Annotated in this window: 20 protein-coding genes, 2 tRNA genes and 1 pseudogene; 7 read left to right on the top strand and 16 right to left on the bottom strand. The window is 59.6% G+C overall.

From position 1 onward, the window contains the following. Positions 1–114 precede the first annotated feature (114 nt). A complete protein-coding gene (gene erdR / locus AC1DVH_RS05875) occupies positions 115–765 on the top strand; it encodes a response regulator transcription factor ErdR (protein ID WP_477752997.1) in 651 nt (216 codons plus the stop codon). A gap of 75 nt (positions 766–840) precedes the next feature. Continuing rightward, positions 841–1203 carry a diacylglycerol kinase gene (locus AC1DVH_RS05870; protein WP_477752996.1) on the top strand — a complete coding sequence of 121 codons (363 nt, stop codon included), beginning with the start codon at positions 841–843 and terminating at the stop codon, positions 1201–1203. Here AC1DVH_RS05870 and AC1DVH_RS05865 read toward each other — a convergent pair. Continuing rightward, positions 1200–2126 carry a LysR family transcriptional regulator gene (locus tag AC1DVH_RS05865; protein ID WP_046041182.1) on the bottom strand — a complete coding sequence of 309 codons (927 nt, stop codon included), beginning with the start codon at positions 2124–2126 and terminating at the stop codon, positions 1200–1202. The genes AC1DVH_RS05870 and AC1DVH_RS05865 overlap by 4 nt on opposite strands. A gap of 146 nt (positions 2127–2272) precedes the next feature. Here AC1DVH_RS05865 and fpr point away from each other — a divergent pair, with 146 nt between their 5' ends. Next, positions 2273–3052, top strand: coding sequence for a ferredoxin-NADP reductase (gene fpr, locus AC1DVH_RS05860; RefSeq protein WP_003443014.1), 780 nt, complete (start codon positions 2273–2275; stop codon positions 3050–3052). A 183-nt stretch (positions 3053–3235) separates the two neighbouring features. Here the strand turns inward: fpr and tsaA are convergent, their stop codons facing one another. The 6 genes and pseudogenes from tsaA to rimO all read right to left on the bottom strand — a co-directional run bounded on the left by tsaA (position 3236) and on the right by rimO (position 7919). After that, positions 3236–3934: a tRNA (N6-threonylcarbamoyladenosine(37)-N6)-methyltransferase TrmO gene (tsaA, locus tag AC1DVH_RS05855; RefSeq protein WP_477752995.1), complete on the bottom strand. Its 699-nt coding sequence runs from the start codon at positions 3932–3934 to the stop codon at positions 3236–3238. Positions 3935–4144: 210 nt separating this feature from the next. Then, positions 4145–4335, bottom strand: a pseudogene (locus tag AC1DVH_RS05850) (3-oxoacyl-ACP reductase); the annotation flags it as partial. Between the two features lie 204 nt (positions 4336–4539). Beyond that, positions 4540–5007 carry a YehS family protein gene (locus AC1DVH_RS05845; protein WP_477752994.1) on the bottom strand — a complete coding sequence of 156 codons (468 nt, stop codon included), beginning with the start codon at positions 5005–5007 and terminating at the stop codon, positions 4540–4542. A gap of 76 nt (positions 5008–5083) precedes the next feature. Then, the gene (locus AC1DVH_RS05840) at positions 5084–5794 is read right to left on the bottom strand and encodes an rRNA pseudouridine synthase (protein WP_477752993.1); all 711 of its coding nucleotides are present in this window, start codon (positions 5792–5794) and stop codon (positions 5084–5086) included. A gap of 202 nt (positions 5795–5996) precedes the next feature. Beyond that, positions 5997–6470 carry a GNAT family N-acetyltransferase gene (locus AC1DVH_RS05835; RefSeq protein ID WP_477752992.1) on the bottom strand — a complete coding sequence of 158 codons (474 nt, stop codon included), beginning with the start codon at positions 6468–6470 and terminating at the stop codon, positions 5997–5999. A gap of 111 nt (positions 6471–6581) precedes the next feature. Then, a complete protein-coding gene (rimO, locus tag AC1DVH_RS05830; RefSeq protein ID WP_008052161.1) occupies positions 6582–7919 on the bottom strand; it encodes a 30S ribosomal protein S12 methylthiotransferase RimO in 1338 nt (445 codons plus the stop codon). A gap of 293 nt (positions 7920–8212) precedes the next feature. Here rimO and AC1DVH_RS05825 point away from each other — a divergent pair, with 293 nt between their 5' ends. Then, a complete protein-coding gene (locus AC1DVH_RS05825; protein ID WP_477752991.1) occupies positions 8213–10057 on the top strand; it encodes a potassium transporter Kup in 1845 nt (614 codons plus the stop codon). 110 nt (positions 10058–10167) lie between these two features. Here AC1DVH_RS05825 and AC1DVH_RS05820 read toward each other — a convergent pair whose 3' ends face one another. From AC1DVH_RS05820 to AC1DVH_RS05805, 4 genes are all read right to left on the bottom strand, one after another. After that, positions 10168–11463: a virulence factor family protein gene (locus AC1DVH_RS05820; protein WP_477752990.1), complete on the bottom strand. Its 1296-nt coding sequence runs from the start codon at positions 11461–11463 to the stop codon at positions 10168–10170. After that, a complete protein-coding gene (mprF, locus tag AC1DVH_RS05815; protein WP_477752989.1) occupies positions 11463–14105 on the bottom strand; it encodes a bifunctional lysylphosphatidylglycerol flippase/synthetase MprF in 2643 nt (880 codons plus the stop codon). Before mprF ends, AC1DVH_RS05820 begins: the two co-directional genes overlap by 1 nt. 279 nt (positions 14106–14384) lie before the next feature. After that, a tRNA-Met gene (locus AC1DVH_RS05810) sits at positions 14385–14461 on the bottom strand. Positions 14462–14693: 232 nt separating this feature from the next. Beyond that, positions 14694–14770, bottom strand: a tRNA-Met gene (locus AC1DVH_RS05805). 300 nt (positions 14771–15070) lie between these two features. Between AC1DVH_RS05805 and dinB the strand changes: the two genes are divergently transcribed. Next, positions 15071–16132 carry a DNA polymerase IV gene (gene dinB / locus AC1DVH_RS05800; RefSeq protein ID WP_477752988.1) on the top strand — a complete coding sequence of 354 codons (1062 nt, stop codon included), beginning with the start codon at positions 15071–15073 and terminating at the stop codon, positions 16130–16132. Positions 16133–16227: 95 nt separating this feature from the next. Here the strand turns inward: dinB and AC1DVH_RS05795 are convergent, their stop codons facing one another. The 4 genes from AC1DVH_RS05795 to AC1DVH_RS05780 all read right to left on the bottom strand — a co-directional run bounded on the left by AC1DVH_RS05795 (position 16228) and on the right by AC1DVH_RS05780 (position 21017). Further along, on the bottom strand, positions 16228–17181 hold the full coding sequence (locus AC1DVH_RS05795; protein WP_477752987.1) for a hypothetical protein: 954 nt from the start codon (positions 17179–17181) through the stop codon (positions 16228–16230). A gap of 19 nt (positions 17182–17200) precedes the next feature. After that, a complete protein-coding gene (locus AC1DVH_RS05790; protein WP_477752986.1) occupies positions 17201–18916 on the bottom strand; it encodes a proline--tRNA ligase in 1716 nt (571 codons plus the stop codon). Between the two features lie 143 nt (positions 18917–19059). Further along, a complete protein-coding gene (locus AC1DVH_RS05785) occupies positions 19060–20619 on the bottom strand; it encodes an AmpG family muropeptide MFS transporter (RefSeq protein WP_477752985.1) in 1560 nt (519 codons plus the stop codon). 44 nt (positions 20620–20663) lie between these two features. Continuing rightward, positions 20664–21017 carry an MGMT family protein gene (locus AC1DVH_RS05780; protein WP_477752984.1) on the bottom strand — a complete coding sequence of 118 codons (354 nt, stop codon included), beginning with the start codon at positions 21015–21017 and terminating at the stop codon, positions 20664–20666. Positions 21018–21180: 163 nt separating this feature from the next. Between AC1DVH_RS05780 and AC1DVH_RS05775 the strand changes: the two genes are divergently transcribed. Beyond that, positions 21181–22188: a DUF481 domain-containing protein gene (locus AC1DVH_RS05775; protein ID WP_477752983.1), complete on the top strand. Its 1008-nt coding sequence runs from the start codon at positions 21181–21183 to the stop codon at positions 22186–22188. Positions 22189–22346: 158 nt separating this feature from the next. Here the strand turns inward: AC1DVH_RS05775 and AC1DVH_RS05770 are convergent, their stop codons facing one another. Beyond that, positions 22347–22556, bottom strand: a complete 210-nt coding sequence (locus tag AC1DVH_RS05770) for a cold-shock protein (RefSeq protein WP_002554837.1) — start codon at positions 22554–22556, stop codon at positions 22347–22349. A gap of 353 nt (positions 22557–22909) precedes the next feature. Here AC1DVH_RS05770 and dcd point away from each other — a divergent pair, with 353 nt between their 5' ends. After that, the gene (gene dcd / locus AC1DVH_RS05765) at positions 22910–23476 is read left to right on the top strand and encodes a dCTP deaminase (protein WP_007940589.1); all 567 of its coding nucleotides are present in this window, start codon (positions 22910–22912) and stop codon (positions 23474–23476) included. The last annotated feature ends 32 nt before the right edge of the window (positions 23477–23508 follow it).

The following is a 23508-nucleotide window of genomic DNA, read 5'->3' as shown; positions in this document are numbered from 1 at the left end:
TCGTTTTTTGCGTTGAGCGTGCTTTGTTGGTGCGGCTCCGTGGCTGTACCTTGAGTTGCTCTGGCGAAGCCCGAATGCATCGGGCGTCCCATGAAAAACAGGATCATTTGAAAAATGGCCACATACGAAATCCTGATTGCCGATGACCACCCACTTTTTCGTAGTGCCTTGCACCAAGCGCTGACCCTGAGCCTTGGCCCGGATGTCCGTCTGGTGGAAGTGGCGAGCATCGCCGAACTGGAAGTGCGCCTGACGGAAAAATCCGATTGGGATCTGGTGCTGCTGGACCTGAATATGCCGGGAGCCTACGGTTTTTCCGGACTGGTCCTGCTGCGCGGTCAGTATCCGCAGATTCCAGTAGTCATGGTTTCGGCCCAGGAAGAGCCGACCATCATGGTCAAGTCTCGTGAGTTCGGCGCCAGTGGCTTCATTCCCAAATCCAGCGACTTGAGTGTGATCCAGAAAGCCGTGCGTGCGGTTCTCGATGGCGACGTGTTCTGGCCGCCGCAGGCGTTCGAAGCGGTCAGCGTCTCGGATGAAGCCAAGGCGGCCAGCGAAGGCCTTGCCAGCCTGACGCCGCAGCAATTCCGGGTGCTGACCATGGTCTGCGAAGGCTTGCTGAACAAGCAGATCGCCTACGAGCTGAGTGTTTCCGAGGCGACGATCAAGGCGCATGTCACCGCGATTTTCCGTAAACTGAATGTGYGGACCCGGACCCAGGCCGCGCTGCTCTTGCAACAACTTGAGTCAATTTCCAGCCATTAAAGGCTGGCAACTTCACGCTTTTTTGACTTTGGTTGATCTAGCTTTCCTACTTCTTTTTTGTAAGTTGCCCACTCTATGTCACCTTTCAAAGGCCAGACCGGTCTGAAACGTATTCTCAATGCCTCCAGTTATTCGCTGGACGGCCTGCGCGCAGCCTTCACCGGTGAAGCCGCCTTTCGGCAATTGGTATTGCTCAACGTCATCCTGATTCCCCTTTCGTTCTTCCTGAATGTCAGCCGGGTCGAACGGGCGTTGTTGATCGCGGTATGCCTGCTGGCGTTGATCGTCGAGTTGCTCAACTCGGCAGTGGAAGCGGCCATCGACCGCATTTCCCTTGAGCGGCACCCGCTGTCCAAGAATGCCAAGGACATGGGCAGTGCCGCCCAGTTCGTGGCATTGAGCATGATTGCCCTGGTGTGGGCGGTAATTCTGCTCTAAGCGATCGTCGGCAGCACGATCTCGTCGCTGCGCTGAACCCCGGCGGTGAAGGCGCGGCACAGATCGAGGAACTCGCGCATCGCCGAGGTCTGATACTTCTGTTTATGCCAGATGAAATAAAACTGTCGCGCCAGATCCAGATCCGGCGTCTCGACAGGCACCAGGCTGCCGCGGCGGAATGCGTCGCGCAAAGCCAGCCTGGAAATGCAGCCAATCCCCAAACCTGACTCCACCGCGCGCTTGATCGCTTCGGTGTGCTCGAGCTCCAGGCGAATGTTTAATGAAGTGCGGTGATGGCGCATGGCTTGATCGAAGGTCAACCGCGTGCCTGAGCCTTGTTCGCGCAAGATCCAGGCTTCGTGACTCAACTCATCCATGGTGGCCGTGCCGCGCTTGGCCAGCGGATGCTGAGGGGCGCAAAACACCACCAGTTCGTCCTCGACCCAGCTTTGTACTTCGATGTCCGGGTGGCTGCAGTCGCCTTCGATTAGACCCAGATCAATTTCATAGTGGGCCACTTGTTGCACGATATTGGCAGTGTTCTGCACGTGCAGTTTCACCTGGCTYTCCGGATGGCGCTGCATGAAGCTGCCGATCAGCAGGGTGGCCAGGTAATTGCCGATGGTCAGGGTCGCGCCCACGGCCAGCGAGCCGAAACCGGACTTGCCGTTGAGCAGATCTTCGATTTCCTTGGCCTGGTCCAGCAGGGCGACAGCTTGCGGCAACAGTTGTTTGCCGAGCGCGTTGAGGCTCAGGCGTTTGCCGGCGCGGTCGAACAACTGGCAGCTGCACTGGCGCTCCAGCTCGGTGATCGAGGTGCTCGCCGCCGATTGCGAGAGGTTGAGCAGGCCCGCGGCACGGGATACGCTTTCCTGCTGGGCGACGGCGACGAATACTTGAAGTTGACGGAGAGTAAATCGCATATCGATATAACCGATAACCCTTATCTTAATAATCCATTTAACAGATATTGTCTCTGCCTTTAGAATGCGATGCAATTGCGCAGAGCTGGCTTTCTTTGCAGAGCACGCCGAACACGCGCAGACAAATCTCCAGGAGTCCCACGTACATGAGCAACATGAACCACGAGCGTGTCCTCAGTGTTCACCACTGGAACGACACTCTGTTCAGCTTCAAGTGCACCCGTGATCCGGGCCTGCGCTTCGAGAACGGTCAGTTCGTGATGATCGGCCTGCAACAGCCCAACGGCCGCCCGCTTATGCGCGCTTACTCGATTGCCAGCCCGAACTGGGAAGAGCATCTCGAGTTCTTCAGCATCAAGGTGCCTGATGGTCCGCTGACTTCGCAGTTGCAGCATCTGAAGGAAGGCGACGAGATCATCATCAGCAAGAAGCCTACCGGCACGCTGGTACTGGATGACTTGAAGCCTGGCAAACATTTGTACCTGCTCAGCACCGGTACCGGTCTGGCGCCGTTCATGAGTGTTATCCAGGACCCGGAAACCTACGAGCGTTTCGAGAAAGTGATCCTGTGCCACGGCGTGCGTTACGTCAACGAAGTCGCTTACCGCGAGTTCATCACCGAGCACCTGCCGCAGAACGAATTCTTCGGCGAAGCACTGCGTGACAAGTTGATCTACTACCCGACCGTGACCCGCGAGCCGTTCGAGAACGAAGGTCGCCTGACCGACCTGATGCGCAGCGGCAAGCTGTTCAGCGACATCGGCCTGCCACCGATCAACCCGCAGGACGACCGCGCCATGCTGTGCGGCAGCCCGAGCATGCTCGACGAGACCAGCGAAGTGCTGAACAGCTTCGGCCTGAAGGTTTCGCCGCGGATGCGCGAGCCGGGTGATTACCTGATCGAGCGAGCGTTCGTCGAGAAGTGACCGTAGGTCACTTGTAGGAGCGAGCCTGCTCGCGATGGAGGTCAACGATAACGCGGGAAGCTTGATACCCAGCGGCGTCCTCAGGTTTTTCGCGAGCAGGCTCGCTCCTACAGTAGATTTGCAGCGCATCTGAAAAGCCCGCATGACTTGGGAAGGTCATGCGGGCTTATTCGTTTCCGGCGTTCAGCCCTTTGCAGGAATGACTTCCAGGACGCGGATCAGCTCCGGTGTCGGATAGTGCCAGCGCACATCCAGATCCCAGAACTGCGCGCCGTATTCCCGCGCGGGTGCCGGCGTTTGATAGGCCGGGCGCGGATCTTGCGCCAGGCATTGCTCGATCAGCTCAACCAAAGGCTCTTCCAGGCGCTGAGCATGCTCGTGAGCCTGTTTCAGCGCTGTATCCGTCCACTGTATGGGGATCAGCTGCGGCGCGGCGCTGGCGATGCTGTTGGTGGCTGTGTCGATGATGTCGGCGTAGGGCACGTAGGGTTTGATATCGAGAATCGGCGTGCCATCCAGCAGATCGATGCCCGAGATCCACAAGCGGTTGGCTTCGACCTTGTCCAGTTTCACCACTGACTGCCCGATGCCATTGGGACGGTGGGTGGCGCGGGTAGCGAACACGCCCATGGATTTGTTGCCGCCGAGGCGAGGAGGGCGGACCTTCAAGCGAGGCTTTTCTTCCAGGGCCTGGTGGAACAGGAACAACAGCCATACATGGCTGACCTGCTCCAGGCCCTGTACAGCGTCCCCTTGATCGAACGGTGCCACCAGTTCCAGCACGCCACGGGCGGCCGGGGCCAGTTGCGGCTGGCGCGGAATGGCGAACTTCTCCTTGAAGCAGGAGCGCACGAAGCCGATGGGGGAAACGCTGTAGGTCATGGTTTGAGGTCGAGGTGGATTTAGATAGGGCATGATGCCGCAAAGATCAAAAGATCGCAGCCTGCGGCAGCTCCTACAGAGGAATTCGTTCGGCGTAGGAGCTGCCGCAGGCTGCGATCTTTTAAAGGCTGAATCCGCCATCCAGGGGAATGATATTCCCGGTCATGTAGACCCCGGCAGTACTCGCCAAACTGATCGCCAGCGCCGCTACCCCTTGATAGGGTAGCTCTCCAGCAGTGCGCCCCAGGTGGTGCTGGCATTGTTCACCAGAATGTCCAGATGAGTGATCTGCTCGCCCAGGCGCCCGCCTCGAGATAGGCCTTGGCGATCATTTTACCGGTGCCGCGGGTGCCACCGGTCATCAGAGCAGTGCGGCCTTGCAGGGAAAAGTAGGGATGCATGGCGAATCCTGAGAGCTGAGGTCTTTACACCCTGGTCGTCAGCCGCGGTCAGCGGAGCCACTATTTTTGCGCGGAATGAGCGGGCATAGCGCCATGCGGGAACTGCGATGTGGCGTTCCGACTAGCCAGCGAAGGATGAGGGAACACCGCGTTCATACAGTCAGTACGCGTTATCGTTTGCGACCTTCGCTGGCAAGCCAGCTCCTACAGGCGAACGCGCAGGGTCAGGCCCTTGAGGAAATTGCGCAGCAACTGGTCGCCGCACGGGCGATAGTTGGTGTGGCCGAACTTGCGGAACAACGCGCTCAGTTCAGGCTTGGACACCGGGAACTCGGCGGCCTTGAGGATCGCGTGCATGTCGTCCTCTTTCAGCTCGAACGCCACCCGCAGCTTTTTCAGGATGATGTTGTTGGTCACCGGCACTTCGATCGGCTGCGGCGGACGGCTTTCGTCCTTGCCACGCTTGAAGATCACCAGACCGTCGAGGAAATGCGCCATGACTTCGTCCGGGCAGCGTACGAAGCCTTCCTCGTCTTCTTCTTTTTTGTCGAGGTAGGTCAGCAGGTCCGGCAGGGTCACGTTCAGGCCGCCGAGCTTGATGATCTCGATGACTTTCTTGTCGCTGATGTCGAGCATGTAGCGCACGCTGCGCAGTACGTCGTTATGAATCATGTGTGCAGTCCTGATAATTCAGCTATGGGCGCCGCCGAAAACAGCAGCGCCGAAAGGTGTGGCGGCGCGGGGAGCCTTAGAACTTCTCTTTGCCGGACAAGTAGCGCCATTGCCCCACGGGCACTTTGCCGATGGACACGCCGCCGATGCGGATGCGGCGGATGGCGACGACTTTCAGGCCGACGGCCTGGCACAGCTGGGCGATGATGCCCGGTTGCGGGTTCTTCATGGCAAAGCGCAGGCGGTTTTCGTTCTGCCAGCTGGCCTTGACCGCCGGCAGCTCCTTGCCCTTGTGGGTCAGGCCGTGGTTCAAACGGTTGAGGCCGTGAGCCACCATCTCGCCTTCAACCTCGACCACATACTCTTGCTCGATCTTGCTGGAGTCAGCGGTGAGCTTGCGCAGGATTTTCCAGTCCTGGGTGAACACCAGCAGACCGCTGGCGTTGGCCTGCAGGTCGGTGCTGGCGGTCAGGCGCAGGAAGTGCCCTCGCAACGGTCGCTTGCCGTAGCGGTGTTCTTCGCTCAAGGTCTCGGCGCCGAGGGTGGCCATGGCGGTGTCTGCGTCCATGCCGGCGGGCACATTGAGCAGCAGGGTCACCGGTTCCGGCGCGGTGGCCTTGGCTTCTGGATCAAGCTCGACTTTCTGGGTGTCGACCTTGAATTGCGGCTCGTCGATGACCTCGCCGTCGACGGTGACCCAGCCGCCCTCGATGAACAGCTCAGCCTCCCGACGGGAGCAGCCGACGAGTTCGATGAGGCGTTTGGAGAGACGAATCGGGTCAGTCATGTCAGGGCCGTAACAAAAAGGGGGGAGGCATTGTACCTGCCTGGCGCCGGTTAATCCCGGTTCCATTTACACCGTAGAGCTTTTTGTAGGCGCTGGCTTGCCAGCGAGCAGTGTGTCTGTGAAAACAATGCTGGATGTGCCGACGTCTTCGCTGCGATGCGGCGACCCGACAAGCCAGCTCCTACAGTTGTTCCGTGTTGTGTCAGCCATGTTGGGAGTGTTGCTGATTTTGGCGCATACGCATGTGCAGCAATGGATACGGCTGGCCCATGCCATCGACTTCCGAGCGACCGATGACCTCGAAGCCCTGCTTGAAGTAAAAGCCCAGGGCTTGCGGGTTCTGTTCGTTGACGTCCAGTTCGTCGGCATTCAGGTGTTCCAGGGCATAGCGCAACAATTTCTTGCCCAGGCCCTGGCCGCGATGGTCGGGGTCGATGAAGAGCATTTCGATCTTGCCGGCCGCGACGCCGGCGAACCCGGTGATGCGTTGGTTCGAATCCTTGGTGCAGATCAGCATCACCGCGTCGAGGTAGCGGGTCAGCACCAGGTTTCTCAGCAGTTTGATGTAGCTGTCCGGCAGAAAGTCGTGGGTAGCGCGTACCGAGGCCTCCCAGACCCGGGTCAATTCTTCGTAGTCGCCGAGTTTCGGCGTGTGGATGACCGAATGCTGACGCATGCCTGTCTGCCCCTGATGCGTGAGTGATGTGAGTCCGTTCAATCTCAAACGATAGCCGTAAAAAAGCCCCGCATCTCGTCAAGAGAGCGGGGCTTTGCGTATTTTTTGCGTTTAGATCTGTTCAGCCCACAGGTCGTATTCGTCGGCGTCGGTCACTTTGCACCAGACCTTGTCGCCCGGCTTGAGGTTGCTGCCGTTGTCGATGAATACGTTACCATCGATTTCCGGAGCATCGAAGAAGCAGCGGCCGACCGCGCCTTGCTCGTCGACTTCATCGACCAGCACTTCGATTTCACGGCCGATGCGCATTTGCAGGCGCGCCGAGCTGATGGCCTGCTGGTGCGCCATGAAGCGCTCCCAGCGGTCCTGCTTGACGTCGTCCGGGACGACTTCCAGGTCCAGGTCATTGGCCGGTGCACCTTCTACCGGCGAGTACTGGAAGCAGCCGACGCGGTCGAGCTGGGCTTCAGTCAGCCAGTTCAGCAGGTACTGGAAGTCTTCTTCGGTTTCGCCCGGGAAGCCAACGATGAAGGTCGAACGGATGATCAGGTCCGGGCAGATTTCGCGCCAGTTCTTGATCCGTGCCAGGGTCTTGTCTTCGAAAGCCGGGCGTTTCATCGACTTCAGCACTTTCGGGCTGGCGTGCTGGAACGGGATGTCCAGGTACGGCAGGATCTTGCCGGCGGCCATCAGCGGGATCAGCTCGTCAACGTGCGGGTACGGGTAAACGTAGTGCAGGCGAACCCAGACGCCGAGGGTGCTCAGGGCTTCGCAGAGTTCGGTCATGCGGGTTTTCACCGGCGCGCCGTTCCAGAAACCGGTGCGGTATTTCACGTCGACGCCATAGGCGCTGGTGTCTTGCGAGATCACCAACAGCTCTTTGACACCGGACTTGACCAGGCGCTGGGCCTCGTCGAGCACGTCACCGACCGGACGGCTGACCAGTTTGCCGCGCATCGACGGGATGATGCAGAAGCTGCAGCTGTGGTTGCAGCCTTCGGAAATTTTCAGGTAGGCGTAGTGGCGCGGGGTCAGCTTGATGCCTTGCGGCGGCACCAGGTCGATCAGCGGGTTGTGGTCCTGGCGTGGCGGCACGACTTCGTGCACCGCGTTGACCACTTGCTCGTACTGCTGCGGACCGGTCACGGCCAGCACGCTCGGATGTACGTTGCGAATGTTGCCTTCTTCGACGCCCATGCAGCCGGTCACGATGACCTTGCCGTTTTCCTTGATGGCTTCGCCGATCACTTCCAGGGACTCGGCCTTGGCCGAATCGATGAAGCCGCAGGTGTTGACCACTACGACGTCGGCGTCCTGGTAGGTGGACACGACGTCATAGCCTTCCATGCGCAGCTGGGTAAGGATGCGCTCGGAGTCGACCAGTGCTTTGGGGCAACCCAGGGATACGAAGCCAACCTTTGGATTGGCCGGCGCAGGAGTGGTGGACATGTCTAACCTCGGTATTTTGTGACGCCGCTTGCCGGGCAGGGCAAAACCGACGGACGGGCGCTTGAACTGCGCCTCTGATCAAAAAGTGCGCAATTCTAGCGATGAGTCGTTCACTTGACCAGCTTTATGCAGGGAAATACGACGAGTGCTGCGCTATGCTTCGCGCCGTTACGCTTTACTGATTTTTTACAGTCAACAAAACGTCTGTAACGTGAAGTAAAACAGCGCATGCTGCACGACAAAGCATAGTGCTTCTTTCAAAGAAGCCCGAGTCTGGGTAGTAGGAGTGGTGGATGGGTCAGGCAAGTAGTCAGACTGCGGGCGCCGAGCATTCGGCGGTGAAGCCGATCGGGATGCTGGTCGCGGCAGTCGGGGTGGTTTATGGCGATATCGGCACCAGTCCGTTGTACACCCTCAAAGAAGTGTTTTCCGGAGGCTATGGCGTGCCGGTCAACCATGACGGGGTGCTGGGGATCCTGGCGCTGATCTTCTGGTCGCTGATCTGGGTTGTGTCGATCAAGTACATGATGTTCGTGCTGCGCGCCGACAACCAGGGCGAAGGCGGGATCATGGCCTTGACCGCACTGGCCCGGCGGGCGGCGGCGGGGCACGCGAAATTGCGCATGTTGCTGGTGGTCTGCGGGCTGATCGGCGCGGCGTTGTTTTATGGCGACAGCATGATTACCCCGGCGATCTCCGTGCTGTCGGCGATTGAAGGCCTGGGGCTGGCCTTCGAAGGCATCGACCATTGGGTCGTGCCGCTGTCGCTGGTAGTGCTGGTCGCGCTGTTTCTGATCCAGCGTCACGGCACGGCACGGATCGGCATTCTGTTCGGGCCGATCATGGTCGCCTGGTTTTTGGTGTTGGGCGCGTTGGGCGTCTACGGCATCCTTCAACACCCGGAAGTATTGCAGGCAATGAATCCGGTGTGGGGCGTGCGCTTCTTCATCGACCACCCGGGCATGGGCGTGACAATTCTCGGCGCTGTAGTACTGGCATTGACCGGTGCCGAAGCGCTGTACGCGGACATGGGCCACTTCGGTCGCAAGCCGATTGCCCGTGCGTGGTTCATCCTGGTGCTGCCGGCGCTGGTGCTGAACTACTTCGGTCAGGGCGCCTTACTGCTCGGCGACCCGGAAGCTGCCCGTAACCCGTTCTACCTGCTGGCACCGAGCTGGGCATTGATCCCGCTGGTCGGCCTGTCGACCCTGGCCACGGTGATTGCCTCGCAAGCGGTGATTTCCGGCGCGTTCTCCTTGACCCGTCAGGCGATCCAGCTCGGTTACATTCCGCGCATGCACATCCGGCACACCTCCAGCGCCGAACAGGGTCAGATCTACATCGGCGCGGTGAACTGGGCGCTGATGGTCGGTGTGGTGCTGCTGGTGCTGGGTTTCGAATCCTCCGGTGCCCTGGCCTCGGCCTACGGTGTGGCGGTGACCGGGACCATGCTGATGACCACCATCCTGGTGTCGGCCGTGATATTGCTGTTGTGGAAATGGCCACCGCTTCTCGCCGTTCCCGTGCTGCTCGGTTTCCTGCTGGTGGACGGCCTGTACTTTGCCGCCAACGTGCCGAAAATCGTCCAGGGCGGGGCTTTCCCGGTGATCGCCGGTATTGTGCTGTTTGTGTTGATGACTACCTGGAAGCGCGGCAAGCAGTTGTTGGTCGAGCGCATCGATGAGGGTGGATTGCCGCTGCCGATCTTCATCAGCAGCATTGCCGTACAACCGCCCCATCGAGTTCAGGGCACCGCCGTGTTCCTGACAGCGCGGGCGGATGCCGTGCCCCACGCGTTGTTGCACAACCTGCTGCATAACCAGGTGTTGCACGAGCAAGTGGTGTTGCTGACGGTGGTGTACGAAGACATCCCTCGGGTGCCACTACAACGGCGCTTCGAGGTCGATTCCTACGGCGAAGGTTTCTTCCGCGTAATCCTGCATTTCGGATTCATCGATGAGCCGGACGTACCGCAGGCGCTGAAACTGTGCCACCTCGATGAACTGAATTTCAGCCCGATGCGTACCACCTACTTCCTCAGCCGCGAGACGGTCATCGCCTCCAAGCTCGAAGGCATGGCCCGTTGGCGCGAAGGGTTGTTTGCGTTTATGTTGCAGAACGCCAACGGCAATTCCTGATCCACCGCTATCGCGAGCAAGCTCGCTCCCACAGGGGGTGTGTGGTGCCTGCTGGAATGAAAAAGCCCCCGCAACCGTAAGGCTGCGGGGGCTTTTTGCAGGCTGTCAGATCACTCTGTAGCAGCCGTTTCCTTCACCTGCCGCTTCTCGATCACATCCACCAGACGCTTGGCCAGCGCCGGGTAGTTCTCGTCGAAGTGATGGCCGCCAGGCAGCTTGATGGCTTCGCCCACCGCAGTCTTGTCGGTGCAGCCGCTTTCGTCGGTTTCCTCTTCACCGTAGATGCACACCACTTTGGCGGCTGGCAGCTTGGCCATTTCCGGGCCGGTGGCGGCTTCCTTGCCGGCGTTGCCGAGCCAGCCTTCGACTTCGATTTCGAAGCTGCCGGTACGGGCGAAGGCCAGGAGGATGATCGCGTCGACGCGTTGCTGCTCCGACTCGGCCAGACGATTGTAGATCGCTGGCAGGACATCGGCGCCGAACGAGTAACCGGTCAGGATGAAGCGCTTGGTGCCCCATTTCTGCCGGTAGTGTTGCATCAGTTCGGCCAGGTCCAGCGCACTTTGCTCCGGGCTCTTGTGCTGCCAGTAGTAGCGCAGGGTGTCGATACCGACCACCGGGTAGCCGATCTTGGCCATCTCGCCCGCCACGTCGCGGTCGAGATCGCGCCAGCCGCCGTCACCGGACAGGAACAGGGTCACGGTGTCCCTGGCCTGGCCTGCCGGCACTTCGACCACCGGGATCTGCAGGCCGCCAGCGGCCTTGTCACCACCGACGAGGATCTTGCGCAACTCGTTGTTCAGCACTTGTGGCAGGTTGATGTCGTAGTCGCTGATGCTGGTTTCGGCATTGACCTGGTCGCGCACGAAGCCGGCGCTGGTGTCGTCCGGGTTGTCGTTCCATGCCACCAGCCAGTGGCCGTGGGCCGCGCTTTTCGGTAGCAGGTGCGTACAGCCGGGCTTTTCCAGGGCCAGGTCCACCGAGACGGCCTGGGCCTTGTCGTTCTTCTGCTCGGACAACCAGCGCCAGGCCAGCACGGCGCCCGGGCCGATGCCGCTGACCAGGGTCGCCGGGCCTTTCAGTTCTCTCAGGCCCGATTGCAGGGCTCGGCTTTGCAGCAGGCAGTCCTTGGGCAGGATCACCTGGACAATCTGCGCCGCGCCACTGCGGCTGAGGGTCATCAATTGCTTGTCGCTGAGTTTCTGGTCTTCGTTGACAGCCACCAGTACCTGGGCGCGTGGCGTGGTACCGGGGATGACACGGGTCATCGCCGCACCATCGGCCGGGGTCAGCAATTCGAGGGTCGGTTCCGGTGCCGGGCGTTTCAGGTACCAGTAACCGCCACCGAGAACCAGGGCCACAATCACCAGTGTGCCCAATACATACCGCAAGGAGCGTTGAATCATCAGCGTTTCACCAATCCGGTCAAGCCACCCGCGATCAGGGCAGCAGTGTCGGCCAGCGCAACCAGCGGATCGAGTCCGGCGGGCACGGCCATATAACGGGGTTCCCAATCAGGCTGGAACTTGTCTTTGAAGCGGCGCAAGCCCTGGAAGTTGTACAGCTGCTCACCACGGCGGAATACCATCGAGCCCAGGCGCTGGGTCAATGGCGCGCCGCGACGGGGTTGCAACCCCGACAACGGCACCATGCCCAGGCTGAAACGCGCGTACCCATGGTTTTTATAATGTTGAATCAGGCCGACCATCATGAACTCCATGGTCAGCTTCGGGGCATCCGGGTGCGCGCGCATCAGGTCGAGGCTGGCCAGGTCATGGCCGTAGGTCTCGAGCAGGTTGGCGAACGCCACCGGGCGTCCTTCGAAGCGTATCACCGCGATGCGGAAATACTTGAGGTAGTCATCGCTGAAGCGGCCCAGCGAAAAGCCTTTCTCCCGGACGTTCTTGCCGGTCAGCCAGGCGTCGGAAATCACCTTGAGCTCATCCATCGGCGCGTGGCCCGGCTCATGGATTTCCAGGGACAGGCCGTCACGGGTGCCTCGGTTCCAGGTGTAGCGCAGGTCTTTCATCTCTTTGCCCTTGGCTTCGAGATCAAAACGCTTGAGGTCGACCCGGGCTTCTTCGCCGAGCTTGATCGCGGTCAGGCCGATGTCCATGTAGTACGGCAGGTTCTCTGCGCGCACTTGATAGAACACGGGACGGGCATGGTGGATGTCGCACAGATCGCGGAACTGCCAGATCATTTCCGCCCGTTGCTGGCCCGGGCCGATCGGGTCATACAACGCCACCAGGCTGCGGCCACGGCGGGCGTACATCAGGAACGCCTCGTCGTTGGGGTGAAACAGCAGCGCCTTGTCACCGGTCAGGGCCAGGCCGCCATCCGGTTGGGCCGATGCCATGAGGATCTTGCTGGCGCGCTCCAGTTCGTCGGGCGTCGGCAGGTGAATGACCGGACGCGCGGTGCGCAGCAGCCAGGTCAGCGACACCACCACCAGCAGCACTGCGGCACCGAGCAGCGAACGCAGGCCGCGGGGGGCATCGGCGTCGAGGGTGAACTGCCACCAGAGCTGGTGGCTGTACGGAACGTCCTGATAGGCGAACAGCAGCAACCAGATCGACGCACCGAGCACGCACAGGCTGGCCACCAGGTACAGCGGCGAGAACGGTACTTCGGTCAGGCGGCTGGGGCGATAGAACGAGCGGCGGAATACCCCGAGCAGGCTCGCCGTCAGCACCATCAGGCTGGCTTCCTCCCAGTCGAAGCCTTTGAGCAGTGAGAGCAGGGCGCCGACCAGCAACAGAATGGTGGTCAGCATCCACGCGGCCGAGAGCCGGCGACGCAGCCCCTGGGCCAGTAACAGGCAAAGAACGCCGACCAGGCTGGCGCCAAAGTGCGAAGCATCGACCAGTCGATGGGGGATCAGAAACCCGATGTGTTCCAGGCGGGTGTCGATTTCCGGGGTGGCACCGGAAAAGAGCAGGACAACACCGGACAGGAATACCAGCACCGCCAGTATCGGAGCCGCCAGGCCTGAGGCCGCGCGCAACGTCTGGCGTGTCTGGAACAGGCGCTGACCTTCGTTGATCAGCAACAGCAGGCAGGCCACCAGTAAGGGCAGGACCACGTAGATCAAGCGATAGAGCAGCAGGGCGGCCGCCAGTGGCGCAGCACCGAGGGTGTCGGAAAACGCCGCCAGCAAAATGGCTTCGAACACCCCGACACCGCCCGGCACATGGCTGAGCACGCCGGYGGCCAGCGCCAGCAGGTAAACCAAGAGGAAGGCACCAAAGGGCGGTGCTTCTGGCAGCAGCAGATAGAGCACGGTCGCGGCCGCCGCTACGTCCAGGGCAGTGATGACCAATTGCAGGAACGTCAGGCGACGCCCGGGCAGACGCAAGGTGCGGCGRCCGACCTTGACCAGCAGGTTGTCCGGGTAAGGCTGTTCCGGCAGCCGACGACGGTAGATACCAATGGCCAGCACCGAAAACAGTACGAGCACGGCGCTCGCCACCACGCCCAGCAACGTCTCGGAGAGACCCAGGGCGGTGGATGCCGCTGGCAGGTCGCTGAGCGTCGCCAGGGCGGCCAGCGGCGGCAGGGCGCAACCCAGCGAGAGGCTGGCGAACAGCGTCATGTGGGCGACTTCAGCCGCTCCCAGGCCATGACGGGCATAGAGGCGATAGCGAACCGAACCGCCCGACAGCATTGAAAGACCGATGGCGTTGCCGATGGCAAAGGCCGTGAAACCGCCTAGCGCCAACGTGCGCGGTGCCAGGCTCACCCCGGCATAGCGACTGGCCGACCATTCGTAGCCGAGCAGAATGATGAAACCCGCCACCGTTGCGGCCAGTGCGCCCATCAAGGCAGGTTTTGGAACTTCGAGGATCGAGTCGTGCAGCGCGTAAAGGTCGAGTTCGCTCAACAGATGGCGACAGGCAATCAGCGCGATCGCGAACAACAGCAGGGTGACCGCCAGACCAATGGGTTGACGGTATTTGCTCAATCGATCGAGCAGGCGCAGGCGCTCAGCCTTGATCGGTTGTGTCGCTGTGACAGTGTCTTGTGAATCAGACGAGTTGGCGCGCATCAATCACCTCTTGGATTGTGCGCGACAGGATGGGGGTATCCAGCCAAGTTACCAATCCCTGCAGAAAAAAATAATCACAAATATTAACGCCTATCACCGGGCAACGGGGACGGCGCGTCATCAGTCGTGAAGGCTTCAGCCTGCAATAGAGCATAGTCTGAACCCGGCGCATGGGTGCCCCCCAAACGGCTTGCTTCACAGTGACAGGTCATTGTTGCGAAAGGACTTTTTCAACAGATACAAAAAAGGCCACTCTTTCGAGTAGCCTTTTTTGATGTTTGGTTGCGGGAGCCGGATTTGAACCGACGACCTTCGGGTTATGAGCCCGACGAGCTACCAGACTGCTCCATCCCGCGTCTGTGTGGCGGCATTCTATAGAGATACGCCGGGGTGTCAACCGTTAATCCTGAATCAGGTCAAATAAACGTTGAATCGCGGCAAACGGTCGCGGCGATGGCCTAAGTTTCGGAATCAGAACGATTTCCGGTTTCGGTGTCATTGAGTATCCAGGCCTTGTTTCGGCGTTCGGCGCTACAAAACGAGCGCGCACAAAAAAGGCCACTCTTTCGAGTAGCCTTTTTTGATGTTTGGTTGCGGGAGCCGGATTTGAACCGACGACCTTCGGGTTATGAGCCCGACGAGCTACCAGACTGCTCCATCCCGCGTCTGTGTGGCTCATTCTATAGAGATGCGCTCGGGTGTCAACCTCCAATTCCGATAAAATCTCTTCCCGTTCAATCGGTTAGCGTTCAAAAGGGGAGGTCGATCGGTCTGTGAGGCAGGCAGGGCAAGGCCTGCGCGTCTATTGAAAGTAATTTTTCGATTGAGAAAATAAATTCACAATCGAATCTTCCTACGATTGGAAAAGAACATTCAGAMTACTGGTGCTATATACAGGTGTCAGTGAGATACTGTTTGTCCGGCATGCCATGACGCCTTTTCTTTGCCATGAACACGGCTTTGCTATGACTCAACGCAAGATCATCCACGTCGATTGTGACTGCTTCTATGCAGCCATCGAAATGCGCGACGACCCACGCCTCGCCGGTAAACCACTGGCGGTAGGTGGGGCGGCGGACCGGCGCGGGGTGATCGCCACCTGCAATTATGAGGCGCGAGCGTACGGGGTGCGTTCGGCGATGTCCTCCGGGCATGCCTTGAAGCTGTGCCCGGACCTGACCATCGTCAAGCCACGCATGGACGCCTATAGAGAAGCGTCCAGGGAAATCCACACGATCTTTCGCGATTACACCGAGATCATCGAGCCGCTCTCGCTCGATGAGGCGTACCTCGATGTGTCGGACAGTGCGCATTTCGGTGGTAGCGCAACGCGCATCGCCCAGGACATCCGGCGCCGGGTCTCCAACCAGTTGCATATCACCGTGTCGGCGGGTGTGGCGCCGAACAAGTTTCTGGCCAAGATCGCCAGTGACTGGAAAAAGCCCAATGGCCTGTTCGTCATCACTCCGGACCAGGTCGAGGATTTTGTCAGTGGCTTGCCAGTGAGCAAATTGCACGGGGTCGGAAAAGTCACCGCCGACAAACTCGGCAAGCTGGGGATTACCGATTGCCTGCAATTGCGCGAGTGGGACAAGTTGGCGCTGGTGCGTGAATTCGGCAGCTTTGGCGAGCGACTTTGGAGCCTGGCCCGTGGGATCGATGACCGCGTGGTACATAACGACAGTCGCCGTCAGTCGATCAGTGTTGAAAATACCTACGACGTCGATCTGCCAGATCTGAAGAGTTGCCTGGATAAATTGCCCGAGCTGCTGGAGACCCTGGTTGGCCGCATGGCGCGAATTGACAGCAGCTATCGTCCGGGCAAGCCATTCGTCAAAGTGAAGTTCCACGACTTCACCCAGACTACATTGGAGCAGGCCGGGGCAGGGCGGGATCTGGGGAGTTATCAGTTGATGTTGACCCAGGCTTTCAATCGCGGCGGTAAACCGGTGCGGTTGTTGGGCGTCGGCGTGCGGCTGGAGGACTTGCGGGGCGGGTTCGAGCAGATGGAGTTGTTTGAGCGGTAAATTCTGAAACACAAAAGATCGCAGCCTGCGGCAGCTCCTAAAGAAGAACGCGATCTGTTGTAGGAGCTGCCGCAGGCTGCGATCTTTTTTGGGGTTTAGTTCAGCCCCGGATTCGCCACCAGTCGCTCGCCATTGCGGGCCAGCGACTTCAGGAACTCGCTCTGCAATTCTGGATCATTGCGCGTCAGTTCGATCAGGCTCTGTTCCAGCTCACTGGCTTCCTCTTCAAGACCCAGCTCCGACAGGCGTTTGACCCGGTGGACCCATTGGCTGACTTCGTCACCTTCGAGATCGTCATAAATCAACCCGTGGGCCTCATAGAGCTTGCTGCGCAAGTTGCTGCTGATGACCAGGGTGGAATCGTTGTGCACGTTGCCCTGGGCATCCTCAACACGGATCAGCAAGCGGCTCAGATGGTTGATGTCATGTTCGGCGAACGGGTTGTCCAGCAGATTCAGGCGTAACACGCCGTTTTTGTCGGTGGTCAGCTCGAAGGTTTCCTTGCCGGCCTTGACCTCGACCGGGCGCTCGCTCCAGGGCAGGCTTGAGTATTCCGTACGCTTGTCGCGCTGGACTTCATCAATGCCGGCCAGGTTCTGCTGCGCGCGACCGTGGGACTGCACGTTCATGAACGGGTTGAGCCCGGCGAAACCGTAGCTCAGCCAATCCTTGGTCATGCTGTCCGGCAGATTGCCGAGGGCGAACACATTGACCACGTTGGCACCGACACCCGCCACCACGGCCACCGCGCCCAGCGGGATTTCGTAAATCTCCCGCCAGGGTTGGTACGGCGTATAGCGGTCGTAGTGACGCGTGACTTCGTACTCGGTGACTTCGAAAGTCTTCTGCTCGTGAATTTTCACCCGCCGTTGCGGCAGCTCAAGCACCTTGGGCTCACCGACATCGATCTGCAGGCTGTGATCGAGCAATTTGCGCTCGACCCGTTCCTCTTGCTCGCTGCGTTGTGACATGTGGTTGGCACAGCCACTGACCAGCAGGGTGCCGCACAAGGCGGCACCACCGAGGCCTAAGGTGTTTCGCTTGAACATGACGCCTCTATATCTGGTATCAGCGGCGGATGCGAGCCTGAAGGAAGGACAGTACGTCGGCGACCGGCAGCGCTTGTGCGTCGGCCTCGGTACGGCTCTTGTATTCCAGGTTGCCTTCGGCCAGGCCGCGGTCGCTGACCACGATCCGGTGTGGAATGCCGATCAGCTCCATGTCCGCGAACTTGATGCCTGGGCTGGTTTTCTTGTCACGGTCGTCGAGCAGCACTTCAAAGCCGGCAGCGGTGAGTTCCGCGTACAGCTTGTCGGTGGCTTCACGAACCTGTTCGGTTTCGTAGCGCAGCGGTACCAGGGCAATCTGGAACGGCGCGAGAGTGTCGCTCCAGATGATCCCGTTTTCGTCGTTGTTCTGCTCGATGGCCGCCGCTACCACGCGGGACACGCCGATGCCGTAGCAGCCCATTTCCAGGGTGACCGGCTTGCCGTTTTCGCCCAGCACTTCGCACTTCATCGCTTTGCTGTACTTGTTGCCCAGCTGGAAGATGTGCCCGACTTCGATGCCGCGCTTGATTTCCAGGGTGCCTTTGCCGTCCGGGCTCGGGTCGCCGGCCACAACGTTGCGCAGGTCGGCAACGGTCGGAACAGGCAGGTCGCGCTCCCAGTTCACGCCGAAGTAGTGTTTGTCGTCGATGTTGGCGCCGATGCCGAAGTCGCTCATCAGTTCGACCGAACGGTCGATGATGATCGGCAGCTGCAGGTTCAACGGACCCAGGGAACCGGCACCGGCGCCAATGGCGTCGCGCAGTTCGCTTTCCGAGGCCATGACCAGCGGGCTGGCAACGCCTGGCTGGTTGGCCGCCTTGATTTCGTTCAGCTCATGGTCGCCACGGATGATCAGGGCAATCAGCTTGCCTTTCTCTTCAGCGTGCACCACGAGGGTCTTGATGGTTTTCTCGATCGGCAGGTTGAAGCCTTCGACCAGTTGCGCAATGGTCTTGGCATTCGGCGTGTCGACCAGACGCAGTTCTTCGCTCGGAGCGGCGCGCGAGGTTTCCCGTGGCACGGCCTCGGCTTTCTCGATGTTCGCCGCGTAGTCGGAACCGTTACTGAAGACGATGTCGTCTTCGCCCGATTCGGCCAGAACGTGGAACTCGTGGGAACCGGCGCCGCCGATGGAGCCGTTGTCGGCTTCAACAGGGCGGAACCTCAGGCCCAGACGGGTGAACACGTTGCAGTAAGCCTGGTGCATGCGGTCGTAGGTGACCTGCAGCGAAGGCTGGTCGGCGTGGAACGAGTAGGCGTCCTTCATGATGAATTCGCGGCCACGCATCAAGCCGAAGCGTGGGCGGATTTCGTCACGGAATTTGGTCTGGATCTGGTACAGGTTGATTGGCAACTGCTTGTAGCTGCTCAATTCGTTGCGCATCAGATCGGTGATGACTTCTTCGTGGGTGGGACCTGCGCAGAAGTCGCGACCGTGGCGATCCTTGAAGCGCAGCAATTCAGGGCCGTACTCTTCCCAGCGCCCGGATTCCTGCCACAGCTCAGCCGGTTGCGTGCTCGGCATCAACACTTCGAGAGAGCCGGCGGCGTTCATTTCTTCGCGAACGACGGCTTCGACCTTGCGCATTACCCGCAAGCCCATCGGCAGCCAGGTGTACAGGCCCGAGGCGAGTTTGCGGATCATGCCGGCGCGCAGCATCAGCTGGTGGCTGATCACGACCGCGTCGGAAGGCGTTTCTTTTTGTGTGGCGAGCAAAAATTGACTGGTGCGCATGGTTGGCCGTTATCGATTGCTGATGACGAGAAATGACGGAGCATTGTACGGGCGAGATCCGCTGGCGTACAGGCGTGCGGTCGGTGGTGTGGCAGGAGGGCGTGATTCACACGGCCCTCCGCGATTCTTCCTGCGTAATGAGCCTACGATTCTTCGGCGACCGGGGTCTGCACCGGTTCCGGTGTCGGTGTCGGACCTGCGCGGCGGTTCTCCTGGAACCAGTGCAAGGCGATCAACAGCAGGGTCGGGACGCCCAGCAGGGCGGTGATCAGGAAGAAGTTGTGGTAACCGAATTTTTCCACCATGACCCCGGAGTAGCCACCGATCAGGCGCGGCAGCAACAGCATGATCGAGCTGAGCAGGGCGTATTGGGTGGCGGAGAACTTGAGGTTGGTCAGGCTCGACAGGTAGGCGACGAACGCCGAAGTCGCCAGGCCTGAACTGAAGTTGTCCAGGGAGATGGTCAGCACCAGCATGTTGAGGTTGGGGCCCATGTCGGCGAGCATCAGGAACAGGATGTTGGTCGCCGCGGATGCRACGCCACCGATGAACAGGATCGGCAGGATGCCGAAACGCACGATCAATAGGCCGCCCATGCCGGCACCCACCAGGGTCATGATCAGGCCGAAGATTTTGCTGACGCTGGCGATCTGGTCCTTGGTGAAGCCCTGGTCGATGTAGAACACGTTGGCCATCACGCCCATGACCGTATCGGACATCCGATAGGTGGCGATCAAGCCGAGTAGCAGCAGCGCCTGCCAGCGGTATCGCAGGATGAAGTCGTTGACTGGCGTGAGCACCGGTGCCAGGCCGCGACGGCCCATGGCCGAGAGGCACAGGGCAGTGAGCGTGATATAGAGGATGGCCCGCAGGAGCGCGCGGTCTTCGAGCAGCAGGTCGAGCACGCTCACGCCTTCGAACAGTACGCTGGCGAAATCGGTGTAGTAGAGCTGGGTGAACATGGCCGGTACGGACACCAGCAATATGATCAGCACGAACACCGAGGCCAGTTGATGCACGAAGCTGTAGCGTCCGGCCTGCAGTTGCGTGCGCAACGGCACGGGTGGTTCGCGCATGAATATGGAAGTCAGCAGAGCCGGGACCATCAGTGCCCCGAACAGAATGTAAGTGCCGGCCCAGGCCGAATGCTTGTAGTTGAAGCCGGTGGAGCCAAAGCCTTCGGCGAAGTACAGCGCGCCTGCAGTCGCCAGCAGCGCAGCGACCCGGTAGCCGGACATGTAGCTGGCGGCCAGGGCGGYCTGACGATTGTCTTCGGCGATTTCCAGGCGATAGGCGTCTACCGCAATATCCTGCGTCGCTGATGCGAAAGCGACGACCACGGCAATGGCTATCAGCCAGGACAAATGCTTTTGCGGATCGCAGAAACCCATCCCGATCAGGCCAAGGATGACCAGTGCCTGGGACAGCACGAGCCAGGATCGTCGTCGACCGAGTTTGCCAAGCAATGGCAGTCGCCATTGGTCGAGCAACGGTGACCAGACCCACTTGAAGGCATACGCCAGGCCAATCAGGCTTGCATAGCCAATGGTTTCACGCGCCACGCCAGCCTCACGCAGCCAGACTGAAAGCGTCGAAAACACCAGCATGTAGGGCAGGCCGGCGGCGAAACCAAGCAGCAACAGCACGAGTGTCGAAGGGCTGGCATAAGCGGCGAGCGCGGCGCGCCAGGTTTTACGGGGCATGGGCTGGAGTCTGCCTCAAGAAATACGGAAACAAAGCGCGCACTCTAACCGCTGTGCTCTACCGGACGCCAGCCATGGCGCTGAATATCAACACGATTATTCAGGACACTGATGCCCTCCATGCGTAATCGTGCGCGCTGCTCATCGCCCGAAGGGCTGCCGACCGGCAGGCTGATACGCCCGTTTGCACCCAGAACGCGATGCCAGGGTAATTTGCTGTCGCTCGGCAATTGGCTGAGGGTGCGGCCGACCCAGCGGGCGGCGCGACCCAGTCCTGCAAGCTCGGCCAATTGACCGTAGCTGATGACTTTGCCCTCGGGAACTTGCGCCAGTGTCAGATACAGCGCCGTGCGTCGGATTTGCGCTGCACTCTCGGGTTCATCGGTTGGATCGGTCACGTCCGTCAGTCCTGAAGAAGTTTGCTTTACCGTCTTTAGAGTAATTCCTGTACGGATAGTTGAGAAATGGACTCAACAGAAATAGTCGGGTCAGTCCTTGTCAGGACATCATTCCTACGGATAATGCCGACTTTACTCGCAAGTCCGAGTCCGTATTTTGCTTATGTTGTCCAGATCCCTGCTATGTCTCGCCGTCCTTGGTGCTTCTTCTCCTTTGTTAGCCGATACCGTGTGGTTGAAGAACGGTGACAAGCTGAGCGGCAAGATCACGCTGTTCGATGGCGGCAAGCTGCTGATCCAGACCGAGTACGCGGGAGCGGTGATGATCGACTGGAAACAGGTCAAGACCCTGGACAGCGATCAGGAGTTGCTGGTCAAGCAGGATGCCTACAGTGGCGAGAAAGCGAAGTCGCTGAAAGCGGCGGACGCCGGCAAGGTGACGCTGGCCAATGGCGACGCACCGAAGACGGTCGAATTGGCGAGCATTCAGCAGATTCTCAAGCCAAAACCGGTGGTTGAGGATCTGGTGTGGAAAGGCAACGTCGATATCGCGCTGGATTACCAGCGGGCGGAAAACGACACCGATGACTACGACATCGATTTCAAGACCAGTGCGCGACACGGTCGCTGGCGGCACACCGCCGAAGGTGAATACAACCGTGAGTTCCAGGACGACGTGGTGACCACGGACAACTGGCGGGCCGAGTACTCCATCGACCGATTCCTGACCGACCAATGGTTCTGGCAGGGGCGCCTGGTGTACAAGCGCGACAAGGTCGAAGACCTTTCCCGTCAGCGCACCGTCGGTACCGGTCCCGGCTATCAGTTCTGGGATGACGAGCTTGGGGCGTTCTCCCTGGGCTCGCTGGTCAACCGCACGGACTATGAGTTCTCCGATGGCAGCAAGGTCAATTTCTACGCCCTGGCCATGAAATGGGACTACAACCGCTACCTGATCGGCAAACGCGTCGAGTTCTTCACCAATGGTGAGGTCGGCAAGCCGCTGTCGGATGTGGCCGACTACGCACTCGATGCCGAGATGGGGTTGCGCTACAAGGTGACTGACTGGGCTTCGCTGAACCTGAAGGCGGAGCGGGACATCATCAGCGGCACCGACGATGCGGATCTGGACAAGACACGCTACACCGCAGGATTTGGCGTGACCTGGTAAGACGCTAAAAGATCGCAGCCTGCGGCAGCTCCTACAGGGGAGCTATGTTCACCCTGTAGGAGCTGCCGCAGGCTGCGATCTTTTTACCTGTGAAAAACACACAGGCACAAAAAAGCCCCGCTGTTGAGGGCGGGGCTTTTTACTAAAGCAAGTACAAGTTAGATAACTTGAACTTCTTCAGCTTGCATGCCTTTCTGACCGCGGGTAGCGATGAAAGAAACCTGTTGGCCTTCTTTCAGGCTTTTGAAGCCGTCGGACTGGATAGCTTTGAAGTGAACGAACAGGTCGTCACCGGATTGTGGAGTGATGAAGCCGAAGCCTTTTTCATCGTTGAACCACTTAACGGTACCGGTTTGGCGATTAGACATGGTGTAACTCCTTGAACAAAGATAACTGCGACTCAGGAAGAACCCTGGCCGAGACTGAGTGCAAAGAGCAGGAAAAATTCTTGTAGATGGTTGGATCGAAATTCAACATATCGTGTAGAGATTCTCAGTGACACAAGCAGCACAGTGACGCCACCTTAACCCTTTTTCCTGAACGTGCCAATGCTTCTTGCGAAGGTTTCTCTGATTTAAGGATCGGCGGTGTGACGGTTCGTCGCCAGCGCAGGCAATTCCTGCCTGTTCGGCGAGAATTGCACCGCGGACTTTGAACCCGGCGGCGCGCCCGGTAAGATGCCGGACAGAATTTTTCGACCTCGCTATTCAGGACACCCGCCATGAGCATCAAATCGGACAAGTGGATTCGCCGCATGGCGCAGGAACACGGCATGATCGAGCCTTTCGTCGAGCGCCAGATGCGCGGCAGCGACGATAGCCGTGTGATCTCCTATGGCGTGTCGAGCTACGGCTACGATGTGCGTTGCACCAATCATTTCAAGGTGTTCACCAACATCAATTCGGCCATCGTCGACCCGAAGAACTTCGATGCCGGCAGCTTCGTCGACATCCACAGCGACGTGTGCATCATTCCGCCGAACTCGTTCGCCCTGGCCAGCACCGTCGAATACTTCCGCATTCCGCGCAATGTATTGACCATTTGCCTGGGTAAAAGCACCTACGCGCGCTGCGGCATCATCGTCAACGTCACGCCGCTCGAGCCTGAGTGGGAAGGTCACGTGACCCTGGAGTTCTCCAACACCACCAATCTGCCGGCGAAAATCTACGCGAACGAAGGCGTGGCGCAGATGCTGTTCCTTGAGTCTGACGAAGAATGTGAAGTGTCCTACAAGGACCGTGGCGGCAAGTATCAGGGCCAGCGTGGCGTGACCCTGCCTCGCACCTGAGTCAGCCGTCTGACAAATGTCGGGAATTCCTG

This window comes from Pseudomonas sp. P4_C3 (genome assembly GCF_056402075.1).
Note: the sequence above shows the minus strand (reverse complement) of the source record. Positions and strands in the feature narration are given on the sequence as shown.

Coding starts and splice junctions, on each gene's coding strand:
- AC1DVH_RS05870 (WP_477752996.1), top strand. CDS start 841: ATGTCACCTTTCAAAGGCCAGACCGGTCTGAAACGTATTCTCAATGCC.
- fpr (WP_003443014.1), top strand. CDS start 2,273: ATGAGCAACATGAACCACGAGCGTGTCCTCAGTGTTCACCACTGGAAC.
- tsaA (WP_477752995.1), bottom strand. CDS start 3,934: ATGACCTACAGCGTTTCCCCCATCGGCTTCGTGCGCTCCTGCTTCAAG.
- AC1DVH_RS05845 (WP_477752994.1), bottom strand. CDS start 5,007: ATGATTCATAACGACGTACTGCGCAGCGTGCGCTACATGCTCGACATC.
- AC1DVH_RS05840 (WP_477752993.1), bottom strand. CDS start 5,794: ATGACTGACCCGATTCGTCTCTCCAAACGCCTCATCGAACTCGTCGGC.
- AC1DVH_RS05835 (WP_477752992.1), bottom strand. CDS start 6,470: ATGCGTCAGCATTCGGTCATCCACACGCCGAAACTCGGCGACTACGAA.
- rimO (WP_008052161.1), bottom strand. CDS start 7,919: ATGTCCACCACTCCTGCGCCGGCCAATCCAAAGGTTGGCTTCGTATCC.
- AC1DVH_RS05825 (WP_477752991.1), top strand. CDS start 8,213: ATGGGTCAGGCAAGTAGTCAGACTGCGGGCGCCGAGCATTCGGCGGTG.
- AC1DVH_RS05820 (WP_477752990.1), bottom strand. CDS start 11,463: ATGATTCAACGCTCCTTGCGGTATGTATTGGGCACACTGGTGATTGTG.
- dinB (WP_477752988.1), top strand. CDS start 15,071: ATGACTCAACGCAAGATCATCCACGTCGATTGTGACTGCTTCTATGCA.
- AC1DVH_RS05795 (WP_477752987.1), bottom strand. CDS start 17,181: ATGTTCAAGCGAAACACCTTAGGCCTCGGTGGTGCCGCCTTGTGCGGC.
- AC1DVH_RS05790 (WP_477752986.1), bottom strand. CDS start 18,916: ATGCGCACCAGTCAATTTTTGCTCGCCACACAAAAAGAAACGCCTTCC.
- AC1DVH_RS05775 (WP_477752983.1), top strand. CDS start 21,181: ATGTTGTCCAGATCCCTGCTATGTCTCGCCGTCCTTGGTGCTTCTTCT.
- AC1DVH_RS05770 (WP_002554837.1), bottom strand. CDS start 22,556: ATGTCTAATCGCCAAACCGGTACCGTTAAGTGGTTCAACGATGAAAAA.
- dcd (WP_007940589.1), top strand. CDS start 22,910: ATGAGCATCAAATCGGACAAGTGGATTCGCCGCATGGCGCAGGAACAC.